The organism is Ruegeria spongiae (genome assembly GCF_023502395.1).
Lineage (GTDB): Bacteria > Pseudomonadota > Alphaproteobacteria > Rhodobacterales > Rhodobacteraceae > Ruegeria_C > Ruegeria_C spongiae.
Genome location: NZ_JAMFMB010000009.1, coordinates 77,573 through 97,386, shown reverse-complemented (window position 1 = coordinate 97,386; position 19,814 = coordinate 77,573). Strand labels below are relative to the sequence as shown.

The 19,814-nt window shown below is 61.8% G+C and carries 20 protein-coding genes; 4 read left to right on the top strand and 16 right to left on the bottom strand.

Annotated features, from left to right (window positions below):
* Nucleotides 1-123 precede the first annotated feature (123 nt).
* From nusG to M3P21_RS09150, 7 genes are all read right to left on the bottom strand, one after another.
* Nucleotides 124-657, bottom strand: a complete 534-nt coding sequence (gene nusG / locus M3P21_RS09180; protein ID WP_249709209.1) for a transcription termination/antitermination protein NusG — start codon at nucleotides 655-657, stop codon at nucleotides 124-126.
* A 206-nt stretch (nucleotides 658-863) separates the two neighbouring features.
* A complete protein-coding gene (secE, locus tag M3P21_RS09175; RefSeq protein WP_249709207.1) occupies nucleotides 864-1,061 on the bottom strand; it encodes a preprotein translocase subunit SecE in 198 nt (65 codons plus the stop codon).
* Between the two features lie 92 nt (nucleotides 1,062-1,153).
* Nucleotides 1,154-1,312, bottom strand: a complete 159-nt coding sequence (ccoS, locus tag M3P21_RS09170) for a cbb3-type cytochrome oxidase assembly protein CcoS (RefSeq protein ID WP_249709205.1) — start codon at nucleotides 1,310-1,312, stop codon at nucleotides 1,154-1,156.
* 3 nt (nucleotides 1,313-1,315) lie between these two features.
* Nucleotides 1,316-3,493 carry a heavy metal translocating P-type ATPase gene (locus M3P21_RS09165; RefSeq protein ID WP_249709153.1) on the bottom strand — a complete coding sequence of 726 codons (2,178 nt, stop codon included), beginning with the start codon at nucleotides 3,491-3,493 and terminating at the stop codon, nucleotides 1,316-1,318.
* A gap of 3 nt (nucleotides 3,494-3,496) precedes the next feature.
* The gene (locus M3P21_RS09160; RefSeq protein WP_249709151.1) at nucleotides 3,497-3,955 is read right to left on the bottom strand and encodes a FixH family protein; all 459 of its coding nucleotides are present in this window, start codon (nucleotides 3,953-3,955) and stop codon (nucleotides 3,497-3,499) included.
* A gap of 2 nt (nucleotides 3,956-3,957) precedes the next feature.
* Nucleotides 3,958-5,385 (bottom strand): cytochrome c oxidase accessory protein CcoG, encoded by a 1,428-nt coding sequence (ccoG, locus tag M3P21_RS09155; RefSeq protein ID WP_249709149.1) that lies wholly within the window; start codon nucleotides 5,383-5,385, stop codon nucleotides 3,958-3,960.
* 105 nt (nucleotides 5,386-5,490) lie between these two features.
* The gene (locus tag M3P21_RS09150; RefSeq protein ID WP_249709140.1) at nucleotides 5,491-6,366 is read right to left on the bottom strand and encodes a LysR family transcriptional regulator; all 876 of its coding nucleotides are present in this window, start codon (nucleotides 6,364-6,366) and stop codon (nucleotides 5,491-5,493) included.
* Between the two features lie 100 nt (nucleotides 6,367-6,466).
* Between M3P21_RS09150 and M3P21_RS09145 the strand changes: the two genes are divergently transcribed.
* Nucleotides 6,467-6,628: a hypothetical protein gene (locus M3P21_RS09145; RefSeq protein WP_249709137.1), complete on the top strand. Its 162-nt coding sequence runs from the start codon at nucleotides 6,467-6,469 to the stop codon at nucleotides 6,626-6,628.
* 142 nt (nucleotides 6,629-6,770) lie between these two features.
* Here M3P21_RS09145 and ccoP read toward each other — a convergent pair whose 3' ends face one another.
* From ccoP to ccoN, 4 genes are read right to left on the bottom strand one after another with little or no spacing between them, the layout of a single operon-like run.
* Nucleotides 6,771-7,658 carry a cytochrome-c oxidase, cbb3-type subunit III gene (gene ccoP, locus M3P21_RS09140; RefSeq protein ID WP_249709135.1) on the bottom strand — a complete coding sequence of 296 codons (888 nt, stop codon included), beginning with the start codon at nucleotides 7,656-7,658 and terminating at the stop codon, nucleotides 6,771-6,773.
* On the bottom strand, nucleotides 7,655-7,882 hold the full coding sequence (locus M3P21_RS09135; RefSeq protein WP_249709116.1) for a cbb3-type cytochrome c oxidase subunit 3: 228 nt from the start codon (nucleotides 7,880-7,882) through the stop codon (nucleotides 7,655-7,657). The genes ccoP and M3P21_RS09135 overlap by 4 nt, the downstream gene beginning before the upstream one ends.
* A 10-nt stretch (nucleotides 7,883-7,892) precedes the next feature.
* Nucleotides 7,893-8,621, bottom strand: a complete 729-nt coding sequence (ccoO, locus tag M3P21_RS09130; protein ID WP_249709107.1) for a cytochrome-c oxidase, cbb3-type subunit II — start codon at nucleotides 8,619-8,621, stop codon at nucleotides 7,893-7,895.
* A 14-nt stretch (nucleotides 8,622-8,635) separates the two neighbouring features.
* Nucleotides 8,636-10,243, bottom strand: coding sequence for a cytochrome-c oxidase, cbb3-type subunit I (ccoN, locus tag M3P21_RS09125; RefSeq protein WP_249709097.1), 1,608 nt, complete (start codon nucleotides 10,241-10,243; stop codon nucleotides 8,636-8,638).
* 195 nt (nucleotides 10,244-10,438) lie between these two features.
* On the opposite strand from ccoN, the gene M3P21_RS09120 reads away from it, so the two are divergent.
* Nucleotides 10,439-11,278 carry a universal stress protein gene (locus M3P21_RS09120; RefSeq protein ID WP_249709095.1) on the top strand — a complete coding sequence of 280 codons (840 nt, stop codon included), beginning with the start codon at nucleotides 10,439-10,441 and terminating at the stop codon, nucleotides 11,276-11,278.
* 56 nt (nucleotides 11,279-11,334) lie between these two features.
* On the opposite strand, the gene M3P21_RS09115 is transcribed toward M3P21_RS09120, so the two are convergent.
* Both M3P21_RS09115 and fnrL read right to left on the bottom strand, forming a co-directional pair.
* Nucleotides 11,335-11,589, bottom strand: coding sequence for a GlsB/YeaQ/YmgE family stress response membrane protein (locus M3P21_RS09115; RefSeq protein WP_249709093.1), 255 nt, complete (start codon nucleotides 11,587-11,589; stop codon nucleotides 11,335-11,337).
* Nucleotides 11,590-11,686: 97 nt separating this feature from the next.
* The gene (fnrL, locus tag M3P21_RS09110) at nucleotides 11,687-12,430 is read right to left on the bottom strand and encodes a transcriptional regulator FnrL (RefSeq protein ID WP_249709091.1); all 744 of its coding nucleotides are present in this window, start codon (nucleotides 12,428-12,430) and stop codon (nucleotides 11,687-11,689) included.
* Nucleotides 12,431-12,491: 61 nt separating this feature from the next.
* Between fnrL and hemN the strand changes: the two genes are divergently transcribed.
* Both hemN and M3P21_RS09100 read left to right on the top strand, forming a co-directional pair.
* Nucleotides 12,492-13,847 (top strand): oxygen-independent coproporphyrinogen III oxidase, encoded by a 1,356-nt coding sequence (gene hemN, locus M3P21_RS09105; RefSeq protein WP_249709089.1) that lies wholly within the window; start codon nucleotides 12,492-12,494, stop codon nucleotides 13,845-13,847.
* Nucleotides 13,848-14,073: 226 nt separating this feature from the next.
* Entirely contained in the window at nucleotides 14,074-16,002 is a 1,929-nt protein-coding gene (locus M3P21_RS09100; RefSeq protein WP_249709086.1) for an elongation factor G, read from the top strand.
* Between the two features lie 47 nt (nucleotides 16,003-16,049).
* Here the strand turns inward: M3P21_RS09100 and M3P21_RS09095 are convergent, their stop codons facing one another.
* The 3 genes from M3P21_RS09095 to M3P21_RS09085 are packed head-to-tail and all read right to left on the bottom strand — an operon-like array spanning nucleotide 16,050 to nucleotide 19,813.
* Entirely contained in the window at nucleotides 16,050-17,627 is a 1,578-nt protein-coding gene (locus M3P21_RS09095) for an ABC transporter ATP-binding protein (protein WP_249709084.1), read from the bottom strand.
* Nucleotides 17,624-18,730 (bottom strand): ABC transporter permease, encoded by a 1,107-nt coding sequence (locus tag M3P21_RS09090; RefSeq protein WP_249709082.1) that lies wholly within the window; start codon nucleotides 18,728-18,730, stop codon nucleotides 17,624-17,626. The genes M3P21_RS09095 and M3P21_RS09090 overlap by 4 nt, the downstream gene beginning before the upstream one ends.
* Complete coding sequence (locus M3P21_RS09085; RefSeq protein WP_249709080.1) at nucleotides 18,731-19,813, bottom strand: microcin C ABC transporter permease YejB; 1,083 nt, start codon at nucleotides 19,811-19,813, stop codon at nucleotides 18,731-18,733. It abuts the gene before it with no gap.
* Nucleotide 19,814: the final 1 nt, after the last annotated feature.

Genomic DNA, 19,814 nt, shown 5'->3' with positions numbered 1-19,814 from the left:
AATTTTTGAATTGCAGTCATTGGCGCAGCCGCAGCGAAAGGCAGCTTCGTCCCGCTCTGCGGACACAAAAAACGCCGCGTTGCCCGTGGCATCGCGGCGTTGAAAAATTCGACGGAAAGCGTCTCAGCCCTGCTTGGTGACCTGCGTGAAGTCCAGCTCGACCGGGGTTTCGCGGCCAAAGATCGAGACGGTGACCTTGAGCTTCTGGTTGTCGTCGTCGACGCCTTCAACCATGCCGTCGAAATCCTCGAACGGGCCGTCGTTGACCTTGACCTTCTCGCCGATCTCGAAGGAGATCAACAGCTTGGGCGCGTCTTCGCCCTCCTGAACGCGGTTCAGGATCTGGTTGACCTCGGCGTCGCGCATCGGCATCGGGCGGCCCTGCGGCCCTAGAAAGCCGGTAACGCGGTTGATCGAGTTGACCAGGTGATAGCCCTGATCGGACATCTCCATATGCACCAGAACGTAACCGGGCATGAAGCGGCGCTCGGTGGTAACCTTCTTGCCCCGGCGCACTTCGATCACCTCTTCGGTGGGCACCAGAACCTCGTCGATCTCGTCCTCAAGCCCAAGCTCTGCGACCGAGGTGCGGATCTGCTCTGCGATCTTCTTCTCGAAATTCGAGAGAACGCTGACCGAGTACCACCGTTTCGCCATGAACTTGCCGTCCTTGTCTTGCTTGCGATGGGCCCGTCTGCCGAACCGCATCTGTCATTGAAATCTCTTGTGCGGCAATGCCGCTTCCACCGGAACAAAAAGCGGCGCGCAACTCGAATCGCCGCACGCCCATCCCGAAGGGTGGCGCTGACCTAGCCCGAGCGCCCCCGATACGCAAGAGGGATCGGGAAGAAACCGGGGGTGGTTTAGTTGAACGCGCCCAGAACGGCCTGCAGCCCGCTGCGGATGCCAAGATCAACCAGCGCAAAGAAAACTGCCGTCAGGGCCGCCATGATGAACACCATCACCGTGGTCAGCAGAACCTCGCGGCGGGTCGGCCAGACGACCTTGGAAACCTCGGCGCGGACCTGCTGGATGAACTGGATCGGGTTGGTGATAGCCATGTGGCACACGTCTCTCTGCTAGCGGATGGGCGGGACATAGCCGGGCATTGCGGCGATTTCAAGGGCTGCCTGCAGGGGATCACGCAGCGAGGTCACGGTTTCGGCTGATCGTCCCATTCATCGCTCAGAATGCGGCGCGCGTCGCCCTCGGGATCGTCATATTGATTGCTGCGCACCGTATAGATGAACCCCAGCAGCCCGGCACCGCCCAGAAGCAGCGAGATCGGGATCAGATAGGTCAGGATATTCATCACTTACCTCAGGCGCAGCGCGTTGAGAGATACTGTAATCGAAGAGGCCGACATCGCCAATGCGGCAATAAGAGGCGTCGCAAACCCGGCCACCGCCAGCGGCACGGCAATCACGTTATACACCGTCGCGATGCGAAAGTTCTCGCGGATGCGTCGTGTGGCCTTTTGCGCCGTGGCACAGGCATCGGCCAGTGGTGACAGGTCATGACCCAACAGCACGATGTCCGACGCCACCCGCGCCGCATCCAGCGCCGAGGCGGGTGAGATCGACACATGCGCCGCCGCCAAAGCCGCCGTGTCGTTCAACCCGTCGCCCACCATCAGAACCTTGTGGCCCTGATCGGTCAGGTCGCGGACCCGTTGCGCCTTGTCCTCGGGCAGCGCTTCGGCCTGCCATATCTTGATGCCCAGACGGTCGGCCAGCGCCTCAACAGCAGGGCGTGTGTCGCCGGAGATCAGCCGCACATCCTTGCCCGCCCGCTGCAGCGCCGTCACCGCCTCGGCCGCGCCGGGCCGAAGAGCGTCATGGAACAGGAACGCGCGGGGCGTCTCTGACCCGATGGCCAGCCAGGCGGCCGTCTGCGTGCCGGGTTCCGCTCCGACCCAAGCCCCCCGGCCCAGCCGGACTCGCTGCCCCTCAAAAACCCCTTGCGTGCCAAAGCCCGGCACCTCTTCGATGTCGGTGATTTCGACGGGCACGATCCCCGCCTTGGTCGCCGCAGAGGCGATCGACACCGAAAGCGGATGCGACGACGCCTGCGCCAGAGCCAGCGCGATTTGCGCCACACGCAGGGGAATATCGACCAGGTTCACAAGCTCGGGTGTGCCTGCAGTCAACGTGCCTGTCTTGTCGAACACCACCGTGTCGACCTCGGCCAACCGTTCCAGCGCCGTGGCGTGTTTGATCAACATCCCTTTGCGGAACAATCGCCCCGAGGCCGCAGTGGTCACCGCAGGCACGGCAAGACCCAGCGCGCAGGGGCAGGTAATGATCAGGACAGCGGCGGCAATGTTGAGCGCAACACGCAGATCGCCGGAATAGAGGTACCAGCCCAGAAAACTGAGCGCTGACAGGATATGCACGCCGGGCGCGTAAAGCTTGGCGGCGCTATCGGCCAGCGAAGTGTAACGCGAACGCCCCGACTCGGCGATCGCCACCAGATCGGCCATGCGGTGCAGCGAAGTCTCTTGCCCCACGGCGGTCGCACGCACGGTCAGCGGGCCGGTCAGATTGACCTCGCCCGCGCTGACCGAGAGCCCCGGTTCGGCGTAGACCGGCAGGGTTTCCCCGGTCAGCAGCGAGCGGTCCAGTTCCGAGCGCCCTTCGGTGATCTCACCATCCACCGGCATCCGCCCGCCAGGCCGCACCAGCACCAGATCGCCGGGCGCAAGGTCGGCGACGGCAACCTGTTCTTCACCCGCCTCGGTCAGCCGGACCGCGCGATGGACTTCCAGCGCGGCCAGTTCCTCGGCAGCAGAGCGGGCCACAGCCCGGGTCCGATGATCGAGGTATCGGCCCGCCAGCAAAAAGAAGGTCAGCGTCAGCGCAGCGTCGAAATAGGCGTGCTCGCCGCTCAGCGAGGTTTCCCAAAGCGACGTGACCAGCGCCAGCCCGATCGCCAGCACGATGGGCACATCCATGTTCAGCCGCCGCACGCGCAGCGCGCTCCAGGCGTTCACAAAGAAAGGCCGCGCCGAAAAGGCGATCGCGGGCAGCGCAATCGCCGCCGATATCCAGTGGAACATGTCCCGCGTGGCGTCACTGGCCCCGGACCAGACCGAGACCGACAGCAACATCACATTCATCGAGGCGAACCCGGCCACTGCCAGCCGCATCAGCAGATCGCGACCCGCCTTGTCCGTTTGCGTCGCGGACAGCGCGCCGGGGTCAAGCTCATGCGCCTCGTATCCGGCCTGTTCCAGAACCCCGATCAATTGGTCGGCCTGCATGTCCGGTACGGCCTCGATCTGCGCGCGTTTCAGCGTCAGGTTCACCCGCGCGCTATCAACGCCGGGCACCGCGTTCAGCGCGCGTTCGACATTGGCAATACAGGCCTGACAGTGGATGCCGGGCAAAGACAGCGCGATCCGGGCATCCTGCACCGCGGGCTCGGCCACCTGCGCCGGAGCGGCGACACAAGCCGGGCAGGCAGCGGCTGTCTGTCGCAGTTGAGCGGTCACGGGTTACCCTTTCACCCGCAGCACGACGCGCTGGCTGAATGGGGTGCCATCGGCGGATTTGGCCATCATGCGGATGTTCCAGTTGCCTTTGCCCAGCTCAGCTTTCGCGACATAGGCGGACCCGTCAAAACGGAATTCGGGCGCCATATCCTCTTTCACATGGGTGGCACGGCCCAGCACCGCGCTCAGGTCCGACACCTCGACCGGATGGCCGTTGCTGTCGGTGATCGACAGTACAACCATCCCATCCTGCGCCTCAGCGGCGACGGTCCAGCCCAGCGCCTCTTGCGCATCGCGCTTGTCGTCGAATTGCTGCGACTCCACATAGGAGTTTTTGACCTCGAGGCCCGGAAACGTCCGCACCGCGCTGAAGGCCAGCACCAGATTCACCGCGATGATGACGCCAAATGCACCAACAAAGATCGCGGCGACATGTTTGCCGGTGAGTTTGCGCTCCGCCATGCTCAGTTCCCCCGTCCGTTGAACGTGGTGTCCTTGTGAGCGCGCTCGCCATTGGTCAGATCCTCGACCCAGATCCGCGCCGGGGTATTGGCCCGGTCCGACGGAGCCGCACCTTTGGGCGTCACGATATAGACCCGTTGCAGATAGGCGGTATTGGCCGGGACAGTGACCGAATCATAGGGCGTGCCCTCAAGCTGGATGCGCATCGCCGGATCACCCCTGACCGACAGCAGGAACGGACGGTCTTCGCCATGTTTGTTGCGCAGCCGCACGTCATAGGTGTTTCGGATCGACCCATCGGACAGGGTCACGAAAGTCGGATTGCGCACCGGCGCGACCGTCAACTCGATATCCGAGCGAATAAACAGCGCAAAGAGCAGCCCGACCCCGACCAACGACCACATCGAGGTATACATGATCGTACGCGGCCGCAGGATATGCTTCCAGATGTTCCGGGGCGGTTTACCGGCGCGCTCACTGGCCTCGTCCGACAGCGCCATGTAGTCGATCAGCCCGCGCGGCTTGCCGATCTTGGCCATCATGTCGTCACAGGCGTCGATACAGAGCGCGCAGGTGATGCACTCCATCTGCTGGCCATCCCGAATGTCGATGCCCACCGGGCAGACATTCACGCAGGCCATGCAGTCGATGCAATCGCCCAGCTCGCTGTCTGCTGTTCGCTTGCCCTTGCCGCGCGGCTCGCCGCGCCAGTCGCGATACCCGACGACCAGTGTATCCTCATCCATCATCGCGGCCTGGATACGGGGCCAGGGGCAGGCATAGATGCAGATTTGCTCGCGTGCGAAACCGCCAAAAAAGAAAGTGGTGGCGGTCAGGATCGCCATGGTGGTGTAGGCGATGGGATGGGCCTGACCGGTGACCAGATCACGCGCCAATGTCGGCGCGTCGGCAAAATAGAACACCCAGGCCCCGCCGGTCGCCAGACCGATCAGCAGCCAGACCCCCCATTTGGTAAGCCGCAACCGGACCTTTCGCAGATCCATCTTCTTCTGGCGGTGCAGACGCAGCCGCGCGTTCCGGTCGCCTTCAATCCAGCGCTCGACCAGGATGAACAGGTCGGTCCAGACGGTTTGCGGGCAGGCATAGCCGCACCAGACCCTGCCCAGCGCCGAGGTGAACAGGAACAGGCCCAGCCCTGCCATGATCAGCAAACCGGCGACAAAGTAGAACTCATGCGGCCAAATCTCGATCCAGAAGAAATAGAACCGGCGATTGGCCATATCCAGCAGCACCGCCTGATCCGGCAGGCTTGGCCCCCGGTCCCAGCGGATCCAGGGCGTCAGGTAGTAGATGCCCAGCGTCACCGCCAGGATGATCCATTTCAGATTGCGGAACGGGCCGGAGACACGGCGGGGGAAAATCGGCTCCCTGGCAGCGTAGAGGCTGGGGGCGGGCTGGGGGTCGTTCACGCAAATGCTCCGGTTAAGAGAGGATGGGATTCAGCACCTTCTCACAAATCATAACAGATCAGACTTTGATATGGGTCAAAACGCGCATCGTATAATCACCTTTTGTCACAACGCGCCCGCCTGCCGCTTCAGCCACGCAATGAAGGTCTTGACGGTTGGTCGCAGCGGTACCTGCCTTGAAACGATGTAATATCCGCGGGTATCGGGTTCGACATAAAGCTCGACAAGGCGGCCCGACTGGATGTCCTGCCTGACGAAATGCCGCACCGTGATGGTGACACCCTGCCCGGCGCGCACCCCGTCCAGCATCAGGTTCCCAGGGAGGGTGATGCGCCCTGCCGCCGGGTCCAGCGCGGCCCCGCGCCCGGCCAGCCAGGTCGAAGCCTCGGTGGTTCCGATCTCTTCCAGCCAGGGCAGATGCGCCAGTTCCGCAGGCGTCCAGTCACTCTTGCCCCCCAACAGCTCTGGCGCGGCGACGAGAACGATCGGGGTTTGCAGCAGCATCTGCGCCTGAACCCCGGCCCATCCACCCGATCCGTAGCGGATCGCCACATCGACGCCGCCGGGGCGCAGGTCGACCAGCTCCGGCGTGGGCTCCAGGATCAGGCTGACCTCGGGATGATCAAGACGGAAGGCAGGCAGACGGGGCATCAGCCAGGACGCCGCGAAGGTTGATGTGAGCGAGACATGCACCGGGCGATCCGCGCCGGATTTTGTCACATCCGCGATGGCGGTCCCGATGGCCCCGAAGCCAAGCTGCAAGGCTCGCGCCAGATGCTCGCCATCCGGCGTCAGGGTCAGGGATTTTCCGCTGCGATCCAGCAAGGCGACGCCAAGGTGGCTTTCCAACGCGCGCAATTGCTGGCTTATGGCGGCATGGCTTACATTCAGCGCTTCCCCGGCCCGAGTGACATTTCGCCTTTCAGCAAAGGCTGAAAAGGCTCTCAATGACGCAAGCGGCGGAAGTTCCTTCCAATCCATATGTAACTCTTGCTTACAGATACGAATGGTAATTGAGTCGCATTTTTTGCGCCAGATGGCAATCTTGAATCCAGTCAATACGCTCTACAGGAGACAGACCATGCTTACAGTGTTTGCCCGGTCGTTCATGACCGCCACCCGCACAAACGCCCCGCATATTCGGGATATGCCTGGATCCAAGGCCAAGAAACGGCGGCGCTGGCTGCCCGAGGGTCATTGGTGGTTGAAAAATCCGCGCGATGTGGACCTGAACGACCTTTAGGCCGCCCCAAACGGGTGCTGGACCGGCGCGGATCTAAAGTCTATTTTCGCGAAAGGAGGTGTCGGCTACTCAGGAAACGCGCGAACAGATCGAGCAGCCGACACCGGACCTTCGGGCGTTTCACCGCCCGAAGGTATTCTGTTTATTCACCGCCGCCCAGCTGGTGGACATAGGTGGCAACCGCACGGATCTGCGCCTCGGTCAGACGGCTCTGCCAGGACGGCATGACGCCGAAGCGGCTGTTGGTGACAGTCTCTTTCACGGTGTCGTAGTCACCGCCATAGAGCCAGATCGCATCTGCCAGGTTCGGCGCACCCTGCTCGGGATCACCGGTGGCGTCCTCCATATGGCAGGCGGCGCAATTGTCGGCGAATATCACCGATCCGGCCTCGACCTGAGCCGCGTCCTGCGGTGTGCCTGAAAGCGACATCACATAATTTACAGCCTGATCGATCTCTTCTGGCGTCAGCAATTCGTCACGGCCAAAGGCGGGCATCTCGGAGTAGCGGGCATCCGGGTCGTCCTCGTTGCGGATGCCGTGGCTGATGGTCAGGTGGATATTCTCGATATCCCCACCCCAGAGCCAGGCGTCGTCCAGCAGGTTCGGATAGCCCACCGCCCCTGCCGCACCCGACCCATGGCACTGCGCGCACCGGGTCCGGAACACCGCAGCACCCGAGGACACCGCATAGCCATGCAGATCAGCGTCTTCGGCAATGTCTTCCATCTTGATCGCGGCCAGCCGACCGTTGATCTCGGCATTGGCTTCCTCGACCGACACGATCTCCGAGGCGACATCGGCGCGAGTCGACCAACCCAGCACACCGGCGGTCGCCGAATTGACCAGAGGCCATGCCGGATATGCGATCGTATAGATCAAGCCCCAGAGGATGGTGGCATAGAAGGTCCAGAGCCACCAGCGTGGCATCGGGTTATCGAACTCTTCGATCCCGTCCCATTTATGGCCGGTGGTGTTGGGGTCGCCCGGCTGGTGATTGGCCGCCTTGTTCTGTTCCTCGTGCTGGCTCATGTTCTCGCCTCCTCGTCTGTGGCGGCATTGGCTTTGTGCGCATTGGGTCCGGTATCACCGTCATTGGGCGAATCGACATGCCGGAACGGGATGTTCGCGGTGTCCTCGTGGGTCTTGGAACTGCCCGGGCGGAAGGCCCAGATTATGATTCCGACAAACACCACGAAAAGCAGCAACAGCATCCAGCTATCGGCGAACTGCCTGAGCAGGGTGTATTCTTCCATCTCACCCTCCTCAGCGGTTCGCATCAGGCGTGAAGGTCGAGAAATCGACCAACGTGCCCAGCATCTGCAAATAAGCCACCAGCGCGTCGGTTTCCGAAATCCCCGGCTGACCGTCGAAATTGCGCACATTGACCTTGTCGCCATAGCGTTCGAGCAGCCCGTCATAGTCACTGTCGGGATCGGCCTGCGCCTGGAAATCCGCCTGCGCGGCCTCCAGCATCTCGTCGCTATAGGGCACGCCGGTCATCGCATTGGCGGCCATCACGTCTTCGATGTATTTGCCGTCAACCATCCGGTTTTCGAGAAAGGCGTATTTCGGCATCACCGATTCCGGCACCACCGCTTCGGGATTGCGCAGGTGGTCCACATGCCAGTCATCCGAATAGCGCCCGCCGACACGGGCCAGGTCCGGCCCGGTCCGCTTGGAGCCCCACTGGAACGGATGGTCATACATCGATTCCGCCGCCAGCGAGTAGTGGCCATAGCGTTCGACCTCGTCCCGCATGGGCCGGATCATCTGGCTGTGACACACATAACAGCCCTCGCGGACATAGATGTCGCGCCCGGCCAGTTCGAGAGGCGTGTAGGGGCGCATGCCCTCGACCTTCTCGATGGTGTTTTCCAGATAGAACAACGGGGCGATCTGCACGATACCGCCGATGGTCACCACCAGAAAGCTCAGCACCAGCAGGAGGGTCGCGTTGGTCTCGATGATCTTATGTTTGTCGAGAATTGCCATTGCTCCGGCCCTCCTTATTCAGCCGGGACCGCGACGGTCAGGCTGGCCTCTTTGGCCGGTGCCCGACGGACGGTCATCCACAGGTTATAGCACATGATGATTGCACCGCTCAGGAACAGGACCCCGCCCAGCGCGCGCACCACATACATCGGGAACTTGGCGGCGACAGTATCGGCGAAAGAATTCACCAGGAAACCGTTCGCATCCACTTCGCGCCACATCAGGCCTTCCATGATGCCGGTCACCCACATCGACGCGGCGTACAGGATGATCCCGATCGTCGCGAGCCAGAAGTGCCAGCTGACAAGGCTGAGCGAGTAGAGACGCTCGCGCTTCCACAGCACCGGCACCAGATAATAGAGCGCGCCGAAAGTGATCATGCCGTTCCAGCCCAGCGCGCCGGAATGCACGTGGCCGATTGTCCAGTCGGTGTAATGGCTGAGGCTGTTGACCGCGCGGATCGACATCATCGGCCCCTCAAAGGTGGACATGCCGTAAAAGCCCAGTGAGATCACCATCATCCGGATCACCGGATCGGTGCGCAGCTTGTCCCAGGCACCGCTCAGCGTCATCAAACCGTTGATCATGCCACCCCAGGACGGCATCCACAGGATCACCGAGAACACCATGCCAAGCGTCGTCGCCCAGTCGGGCAGCGCGGTATAATGCAGATGGTGCGGACCGGCCCAGATATACAGGAAGATCAGCGCCCAGAAGTGGATGATCGACAGCTTGTAGGAATAGACCGGACGCCCGGCCTGCTTCGGGATGAAATAATACATCATGCCCAGGAACCCGGCGGTCAGGAAGAAGCCCACGGCGTTATGGCCGTACCACCACTGTACCATCGCGTCCTGAACCCCGGACCACAGGATCACCGATTTCGACCCCCAGATGCTGACCGGGACGGTCATGTTATTGACCAGGTGCAGCATCGCCACGGTCACGATGAAGGCCAGATAGAACCAGTTGGCCACATAGATATGCGGCTCTTTCCGTTTGATGATCGTGCCGAGATAGACCACAAGGTACGCCACCCAGACCACGGTCAGCCAGATATCGACATACCATTCCGGCTCGGCATATTCCTTGGATTGGGTGCCGCCCAGCAGATAGCCGGTCGCCGCCAGAACGATGAACAACTGATAGCCCCAGAACACGAACCACGCCAGATTGCCGCCCCAAAGCCGCGCCGCCGAGGTGCGCTGCACCACGTAGAAGGACGTCGCGATCAACGCGTTGCCGCCAAAGGCGAAAATCACCGCGGAGGTGTGCAGCGGACGCAGTCGCCCGAAATTGGCATATCCCTGCGCCCATTCAAAGTTGAGCGCCGGAAAGGCCAGCTGAAACGCGATGAACACACCGGCCAGAAAGCCAACAACGCCCCAGAAGGCGGTGGCGATCACACCATAGCGGATGACCCCGTCCATATACTCGCCTGAATAGTCGATAGGCGTGTCCGGCTCATCGGTCCTGCGCAATATCCACAAGAACATTCCGCCGGACACCAGCAAAATGATGATGGCATGAACAAAATATGCCTCATCACGTGCGTAGTTGATTGCCATCATTGAAAACAAGGCAATCAGACCAAGCACCATGAGCTTGATATAATTCAGCATTTCGCGTCCCTTTATTGAACCCGGTGCGAATCCAATACGCGCCGGGTCTTTCTGTCTGGGCGCCTAAATGCATCTCGCACAGGTTCGTTTCCTTGATCTGTGTCAAGACGATAACCTGAAATCCGTGGCAGTCATATCCTCATCGAAACGCAATCTGCGGTATTGCCAGTGACCTGACGTCACCAAGAGGAGCACATGTCCTACAAATCCCTTTTGACCGTATTGACCGATACCGGGCAGGCGCGCGGTGTCCTGTCACATCTCACCGCACTTGCCCAGGAGTTGGACGCCCATGTCGAGGTGCTGTGCCTGGGCGTCGACCGCACCCAGACCGGCTATTATTATGCTGGCGCCAATGCGCTGATCCTGCAGGAAACGCTGACCCGCGCCACCGCCGAAGCGGCCGAGATCCGGGAATTGGCCGAGGCCGTCCTCGCCCCGTCGGGAATTCGCTGGTCGACCGAGGAGGGCGTCGCGCAGATGGCCGATATCGGGCGCCATGTGGCCCATCGCGCCCGGTTTGCCGATCTGGTCGTGCTGCCGCGCCCCTATGGGCCCGACCACGGGACAGAGGCCGAACCGATTGTCGAGGCCGCCATGTTCGAGGGTCACGCCCCGGTGATCGTGCTGCCCGACGACAATGCCTCACCCGCGCTGCCGAAGCGGGTCCTGATCGGCTGGAATGAAAGCGTCGAGGCGATGCGTGCCATCCGCATGGCCCTGCCCTTTCTGAAAACCGCCGACCTTGCGCGGATCGTGGCGATCGCACCGCCGACCCACGGCCCGGACCGGTCCGATCCGGGCGGGCTGCTGTCGCAGATGCTGGCGCGACATGGGATCAGATGCGAGATTGATGTGCTGAACAAATCCATGACGCGGGTGTCCGATATCCTGAACCGGCACGCGCTGGACAAGAATGCCGACATGATCGTGATGGGGGCCTATGGGCATTCGCGATTCCGCGAGGCTATTCTGGGCGGCGCCACCCGCAACATGCTTGAGGTTGCGAAGGTGCCGATCTTTCTGGCCCATTGATCCACGCGCCAGTGACAACGGAACCCAAGCCGCCCATCAGCGCGGCTTGCCACCTGTCAGCCGCGTCTGATCAGCCCGATCAGGAACAACAGGATCACCGCCCCCACGGTCGCAAAGAAAATCGACGAGAACAGCCCTCCGCCCAAAGAAAACCCGAGGGCAGGAAAAATCGTTCCGGCCAGAAAGGCCCCGACGACGCCAACGATGATGTTGCCGATCAGGCCGAATCCGCGCCCTTCCATGATTTTCCCTGACAGCCAACCCGCGATTGCGCCGATCAACAGCATTGCCAAAAGGCCACTGAATTCCATCCCGAACTCCAAACAAACGTTTCCAAGGTCTGAATAAAACACGGAAACCGCCCGTGGTCACGCCCGAAAGGATGTGCCCTGCGACTTGGCCCAGAAGTCAGATCAGCATCCCGCCATCATTGTCGTCGCCAGCCTCGTCCATCAGCCGGTCCATATCCGGCACGGTCACATGGCGCTTGCCGTCCAGAACAATGACGCCGTCTTTGCGCAGGGCCGAGATCTGGCGGCTCACGGTCTCAAGCGTCAGGCCCAGATAGTCCGCCATCGCCTCGCGGGTCAGCGGCAGATCGAACACCACCCGCCCTGTGGCGACGCCCAGACCCAGCGACGCATCGCGGCGGGCGATGATCGACAGCAGGCTGGCGATTTTTTCACGTGCGGTCTTGCGGCCCAGAACCAGCATCCACTCGCGCGCCGCGTCCAACTCGTCCAGGGTCATCTGCAACAGGCGGTGCGCGATATGCGGCGTTCTGGCCATCATGTCCTCGAACGGGGATTTGCGGAAACAGCACATCACCACGTCGCTGGTCGCAACAACGTTATAGGCCGCCGAATCACGGCCCGGCCGCCCGACGAAATCCGATGGCAGCAGCAGCCCGACCATCTGGGTCCGGCCATCCTCCATCGTCTGGGTCAGCGTCGCAACGCCCGAGACCATCGAGCCGACGAATCCCATCTGGTCGCCCGCCCACAAGATCGTCTGCCCGGCCTCGTAGCTGCGATAATACTTGATGGCTTCAAGCTCGGTCAGCTCATCCGCATCGCATTTAGAGCACACGGCGCGATGCCGGATCGGGCATTCGCCGCAGGCCGACGGCGCCAACTTTGCGTGCTTGGTCATATTTCGTCCTATTTGATCTGGGTCAAGGCCTCGAACTGAGACTTGATAATACAGACGTGGCATGAATACGAAACCGAATTTGGCAGGGCTAGGCCTATTTGACGCAAGGGTGCCTCGATACACGAGCTACCCGACTGCGCCGCATTTCAGCAACGATGTTGGGGCCGACCTGTTCGGCAACTGGATTTCGGAAATCGCGCCCGGAAGCGCGATCTCGCTCTATATCCATGTCCCGTTCTGCCGCCGCCTGTGCTGGTTCTGCGCCTGCCGGACGCAAGGAACAAAGACCGCATCCCCCGTGGCCGCCTATCTGGAAACGCTGAAAGCCGAACTGCGGCTGTTGCAGCAACACCTGCCATCGGGCGTGACTCTGTCGCGGCTGCATTGGGGCGGTGGCACGCCCACATTGCTGGCCCCCGACATGATGCGCGATCTGTCCCGCGCCATCGCCGATGTCGCGCCCTTTGCCGAAGATGCCGAATTCTCGGTCGAGATCGACCCCAACGAGATCGACGCCGCGCGCCTGGACGCGCTGGCCGAGGCGGGCATGAACCGCGCCTCGATCGGAGTGCAGGATTTTGACGAGAACATCCAGAAAACCATCGGCCGGTTGCAAAGCTATGAGATCACCCGCGACGCCGCCGAGATGCTGCGCGCCCGCGGCATCCACAGTCTGAACGCCGATATCCTCTATGGCTTGCCGCACCAGACCACGGCGCGGATCACCGAAAGCGTCCAGAAACTGCTGTCGCTGAGGCCCGACCGCGTGGCGCTTTATGGGTACGCACATGTGCCCTGGATGGCAAAACGCCAGCAAATGATCCCCTCGGATGCGCTGCCCACTCCTGAACAACGGCTGGGCCTGTTCGAGACCGCGCGGCAGCTGTTCCTGTGGGATAATTACAACGAAATCGGGATCGACCATTTCGCCACGCCGGAAGACGGGTTGAGCCACGCCCTGCAAAACGGGCGCCTGCGCCGCAACTTCCAGGGCTATACCGATGACCGGTCTGAAGTACTGATCGGCGTCGGAGCATCCTCGATCTCGCGCTTCCCGCAAGGCTATGCGCAAAACGCCTCGGCCACGGCAAAACATACCACCGCGATCCGCGAGGGGCGGTTTTCCGTCGCGCGCGGGCATGTTTTTGGCGGCGAGGACAATCTGCGCGCTCGGTTGATCGAGGCGTTGATGTGCGATTTCCGAATCGACCGCGACGAGATCGAACGCCGCTATGACCTGCCGCGCGATGCTCTGGAAGATATGTTCCAACGGGCCAACGCTGCCTTTGACGGGCTTTTGCAGATTACCGATGAGGGGCTTTTCATTCCGCAGCCAGCCCGGCCCCTGACCCGCATGATCGCCCGCCATTTCGATGCCTATGACCTGAGCAAGGCGGGCCACAGCTCTGCCGTCTGATCTGCACCTCAACGCCCGGCAATCCGCCCAAGGCGCTGGCCCGGCACGCAAAGGGCTTGACGTCGGACCCCCTGATTTCTCACACTCAGGGCAGAGCGCGCCGGGCTATTGGCCCGCGCACCGAGGCAGAGGCCAGACATACAGCGCAAGCGAACGGACCCGCATTCGTTCGGCCCTTACCGTGCAGCGAACATAAACACTGCAGCACTTTAAGAGGGAACCCACCATGCGCGTTTTTACGGTCCTAGGACCTACCCAATCCGGCAAATCTACGCTCGTCGAGGCGATCAGCCGCCTCGACGACCGGCCCACAAAATTCGATGTATCCGGAACCGTGCACCTGCACGGTTTTTCTTACTTGGGCGAGCCGTGGTGCGCGGTGGACGTGGACGGCGGCGGCGACGCGCTGGCTTATGTCGGCCCGGCGATGGCGCTGTCCGACGCAGCGGTGGTGGTGGTGCCACCCGATCCAGACGCGGCGGTGCTGTGCGCGCCCTACCTGCGGCTGGTGGAAGAGGCTGGCATTCCCTGCTTCCTGTTCATCAACAAGATGGACAACCCCAATGGCCGCATCCGCGACATCGTCGCCGAGTTGCAGACCTATTGCACCCATCACATCGCCCTGCGTCAGGTTCCCATCCGCGACGGCGATCAGATCGTGGGCGCGGTGGACCTGATTTCCGAGCGCGCTTGGAAATATCAGGAGGGGCAGCCCTCGGCCCTGATCGAATTGCCGCAATCCACCGAGGATCGCGAGCAGGAGGCGCGCACGGAGTTGCTGGAAACCCTCTCGGACTTCGACGACGCGCTGTTGGAGCAGTTGATCGAGGATAAGCAGCCCGCAACCGCCGAGGTGTTCGAAATCGCTGCCAAGGTGCTACAGAACCATCAGTTGATCCCGGCCTATCTGGGGGCCGCCGAGCATGGCAACGGATTGACGCGGATGATGAAGGCGCTGCGGCACGAAGCGCCCGAGTTCGACATCGCTGCCGACCGCGACGAGGCGGGCGAGAAAGCGCGCGCGATCGCCGGCTTTGCCGATGTGAAGAAACATATCGGCAAGATCACGGTGCTGCGCGGATTGGGCGATGGCGTCAAGGCGCACGAGCCGCTGGGCGGTGAATCCGTGGGCAGCCTGACCGCGCTGGACGCCAAGACCCAGATCGTCACGCTGGAGGCGGGCCAGATCGGTCTGGCAGTGAAATCGGATCACCTGAGCCCCGGCCTGCTCTATGACAGCTCAGCCAGCAGCCCGTTGCCGGAATGGGCGCAATGCCATGCGCCTGGCCACCGTCAGATGGTCACCCCGACCCATGAGCGCGACGATGTGCGCCTGTCGAACGCGCTGTCGCGGCTGGCCGAAATCGACCCGGGGCTCAGCCTGCAACCGGACCCGACCTCGGGCCACCCGGTTCTGGGTACCCAAGGGCCGCAGCACATGCGCCGCGTCACCGAGAAGCTGGCCGAGGATTTTGGGATCGAGATCACCACCGATCAGGTCGAGACCGCCTATCGCGAGACGATCCAAAAACCGGTCGAACACCGCTATCGCCACCGCAAGCAATCAGGTGGTGCGGGGCAATTTGCCGATGTGGTGATCTCGCTCACACCGCTCCCGCGCGGGTCGGGGTTTGTGTTCGACGAGGTGGTAAAAGGCGGTACTGTGCCGCGCAACCACATCCCCTCCGTCGAACACGGGGCCGAGGACGCGCTGGCCGAAGGGCCGCAGGGCCATCCGGTGGTCGATGTGAAAGTGACGCTGAAAGACGGCAAGCACCATTCGGTGGACAGCTCGGACTATGCCTTCCGGATGGCTGGCAAATCCGCCGTGCGCGAGGCCCTGCCAATGGCGAAACCGGTTGTGTTGCAACCCATCCTGCGGGCCGAGATTCACCTGCCGTCGCAATTCGTCGGCGATCTGGTGCCCACGATCAGTTCGCTTCAGGGGCAGGTGCTGGGCTTTGAGGGCAATCCCAACGCCTCGGGTTGGGAGATTTTCAACGCGCTGCTGCCCGCCGTGGCACAGGACGAACTGCACCGGTCGATCGCCAGCGCCACAAGGGGCACCGGCTGGGCGCAGCTGGATTTCGATCACTACGAGGAATTGCGCGGGCCCGCCCCCAAGGGTGCCGCGAAAGAAAAAGCCAGCGCCTGAGCCGTTGCGAAAGGACTGCACCAAGGCGTGTCACGCGCCCTGGTGCCCTACCCTGCGGCCGCGATCAACTCGCGCGTGTAGTCGGTCTGTGCGTTTTCAAACAGCGCCTCGGCAGTGCCCGTTTCAATCACGTCGCCCTGCTTCATCACCACAACCTGATGCGACATTGCCCGCACCACCTTGAGGTCATGGCTGATGAACAGATAAGCCAGCCCGTATTTCTGTTGCAGGTTGCGCAGCAGGTCCACGATCTGCACCTGCACCGTCATGTCCAGCGCCGAGGTCGGCTCGTCCAGCACCAGCAGCTTGGGCCGCAGCACCATCGCTCGCGCGATAGCGATCCTTTGCCGCTGACCGCCCGAGAACTCATGCGGGTAACGGTCCATCGCCGCCGGGTCGAGACCCACCTCCTCCATCACCTCCGCCACCAGTTCACGGGGCTTGCGGTGTGGGTCAACCTGATGGATGGCCAACCCTTCGGAAATGATCTGCATGCAGGTCATGCGCGGGCTGAGCGAGCCAAACGGGTCCTGAAATACAATCTGCATATCCTTGCGCAACCGGCGCAGTTCACGCGTGGACCATTTGCGCACATCCTGGTCGCGGAAGGTGATGCCGCCCTCAGAGGCGATCAGCCGCATGATCGCCAGCGCCAGCGTGGTCTTGCCCGAACCGCTCTCGCCCACGATGCCCAGCGTCTCACCCGCGCGCACCGAGATGGTGGCGTCATTGACCGCTTTCACATGGCCCACCGTGCGCTTGAGAAACCCGCGCTGGATCGGGAACCAGACCTTGAGGTGATCGGTGCGCGCGATCTCTTCGGCGCCTGCATCCACCGGCTGCGGTGAGCCGGAAGGTTCAGCGGCCAGCAGTTTCTGGGTGTAGGGATGTTGCGGGTTGTCGAAGATTTCGACCGTCGCACCGGTTTCGACGATCTCGCCATCCTTCATCACGCAGACCCGGTCGGCGATACGCCGCACGATGCCAAGGTCATGGGTGATAAACAGCATCCCCATATTCTCGGCCTTCTGCAGGTCCGCCAGCAGTTCCAGAATCTGCGCCTGAATGGTCACGTCCAGCGCCGTGGTCGGCTCATCCGCGATCAGGATGTCGGGCTTGTTGGCCAGCGCCATGGCGATCATCACCCGCTGCCGCTGCCCGCCCGAAAGCTGGTGCGGATAGGCATCCAGCCGCTCCTCGGGGTCGCGGATGCCGACCTTGTTCAACAATTCCACGATGCGCGCGCGCGCCGCGTCTCCGGTGACACCCTGATGCAGGGCGAGGCTTTCGGCCATCTGCTTCTGGATCGTATGCAGCGGATTGAGCGAGGTCATCGGCTCCTGAAAGATGAAGCTGATATCGTTGCCGCGCACGTCTTGCAGGCGCTGCTTCGAGGCCCCGATCATCTCTTGCCCGTCATAGCTGACCGAGCCCTCGACGATGGCGCTGTCGCCCAGCAGCGACACGGTGCTGAGCGCGGTGACCGATTTACCCGAGCCGGATTCGCCCACCAGCGCCACGGTCTCGCCGCGATCCACGGTGAAGGACACACCCTTGACCGCCGCCGAGACCCGCCCGTCCTGCTGGAACGAGACCTTGAGATTGTTCACATCCAGCAGGCTCATGAAAAGGTCTTTCTGGGGTCAAACGCGTCACGCACGCCCTCAAAGATGAAGACCAGAAGCGAGAGCATGATGGCAAAAGTGAAAAACGCGGTGAAGCCCAGCCACGGCGCCTGAAGGTTCTGTTTCGCCTGCAGCGTCAACTCGCCCAGCGAAGGGGAGGAAGACGGCAGGCCGAAGCCAAGGAAATCAAGCGAGGCCAGCCCGCCAATGGTGCCGGTCACGATGAAGGGCAGAAAGGTCAGCGTCGCCACCATCGCATTGGGCAACATGTGGCGGAACATGATGGTCATGTTGCTCACCCCCAGCGCCTTGGCCGCGCGCACATATTCCAGGTTCCGCGCCCGCAGGAACTCGGCCCGCACAACGCCCACCAGCCCGGTCCATGAGAACAGGATCATCAGCGCCACGAGCAGCCAGAAACTGCGACCAAGAATGGCGAACATGATAATGATGACGTAAAGCGAGGGGGTCGCGGACCAGATCTCGATGATGCGTTGAAAGACCAGATCGAGCCAGCCGCCAAAGAAGCCCTGGAGGGCCCCGGCGAATATCCCGATAAGGCTGGCCACACCAGTGACCAATAGCGTGAACAGGATCGACAGGCGGAAGCCATAGATCACCCGTGCCAGCACGTCGCGTTTGGTGTCATCGGTGCCCAGCAGGTTCTGCCCGTTGGGCGGCAGCGGGGCCGCGCCGGGGCGATCCACGGAGGTGTTGAAGGAATAGGGGATAGGCGGCCAGATGGCCCAGCCGCGCTCGAAACCCTCGGCCTCAAATGTACCCGCTTTGATTTCGTCGATGATGCCTTCGGGATCGTCGAAACAAACCTCCAGCCCGCCGCTGTCGATCAGGCATTTGACCTCGGGATCGCTATAGATCGCCTCGGTCCGGAAATCACCGCCAAAGGCGGTCTCGGGATAAAATTTGAAGATCGGCGTGTAGTAGTCGCCGCGATAGTTCACCAGGATCGGCTTGTCGTTGGCGATGAACTCGGCAAAGAGCGAAAAACCAAAGATCACCGAAAAGAGGATCAGCGACCAGTAGGCGCGCCCATTGCGGCGAAAGTTGCGCCAGCGGCGCTGATTGAGCGGAGAGAGCGCCATTTACCCCTCCCGCTTTTCGAAATCGATGCGCGGATCGACCAGCACATACATCAGGTCACTGATGATGCCGACAACCAGCCCCATCAGGCCAAAGATGAAGAGCGTACCAAAAATCACCGGATAATCGCGCGCCACGGCGGCCTCAAACCCCAGACGGCCCAGCCCGTCGAGCGAAAAGATCGTCTCGATGATGATTGAGCCACCAAAGAACACGCCGATGAACACCGCAGGAAAGCCTGCGATCACGATCAGCATGGCGTTGCGAAACACATGGCCATAGAGCACCTTGTGCTCGCTCAGCCCTTTGGCGCGGGCGGTCATGACATAGTGCTTCTTGATCTCGTCCAGAAACGAGTTCTTGGTCAGCAGCGTCAGCGTCGCAAAGGCAGCGATCGTCGAGGCCAGCACCGGCAAGGTGATGTGCCAGAAATAGTCCAGAACCTTGCCCGTCAGGCTGAGGCTGTCCCAATTGTCCGATGTCAGACCCCGCAGCGGGAAGATCTGCCAATAGGACCCCCCAGCAAACACCACCAGCAGCAGAATCGCAAACAGGAAGCCGGGGATCGCATAGGCGACGATGATCGCGCCGCTGGTCCAGGTATCGAAACTGCTGCCGTCCCGTACCGCCTTGCGGATACCCAGCGGGATCGAGATCAGATAGGCGATCAGCGTCGACCAGAGCCCCAGCGAGATCGACACCGGCATCTTCTCCAGCACCAGATCGATAACGCTGATCGAGCGGAAATAGCTTTGGCCGAAATCCAGCGTCAGGTAGTTGCCCATCATGCCCAGAAACCGCTCCAGCGGCGGTTTGTCAAAACCGAATTCCTTTTCCAGTTCCGCGATGAATTCCGGCGGCAACCCGCGCGCGCCGATGTACTGCTCATCTCCACCCTGCGGTTCGGGGCTGGACCCCTCCCCGCCTGCAAACCCGGCAAAGACATCGCCCTGCCCTTCGATCTGCGCGATGATCTGTTCGATCGGGCCACCCGGCACAAATTGCACCAGGGTGAAGTTCATGATCATGATGCCCAGCAGGGTCGGGATGACCAGCAGCAGGCGTCTTAGGATATAGGCTCCCATG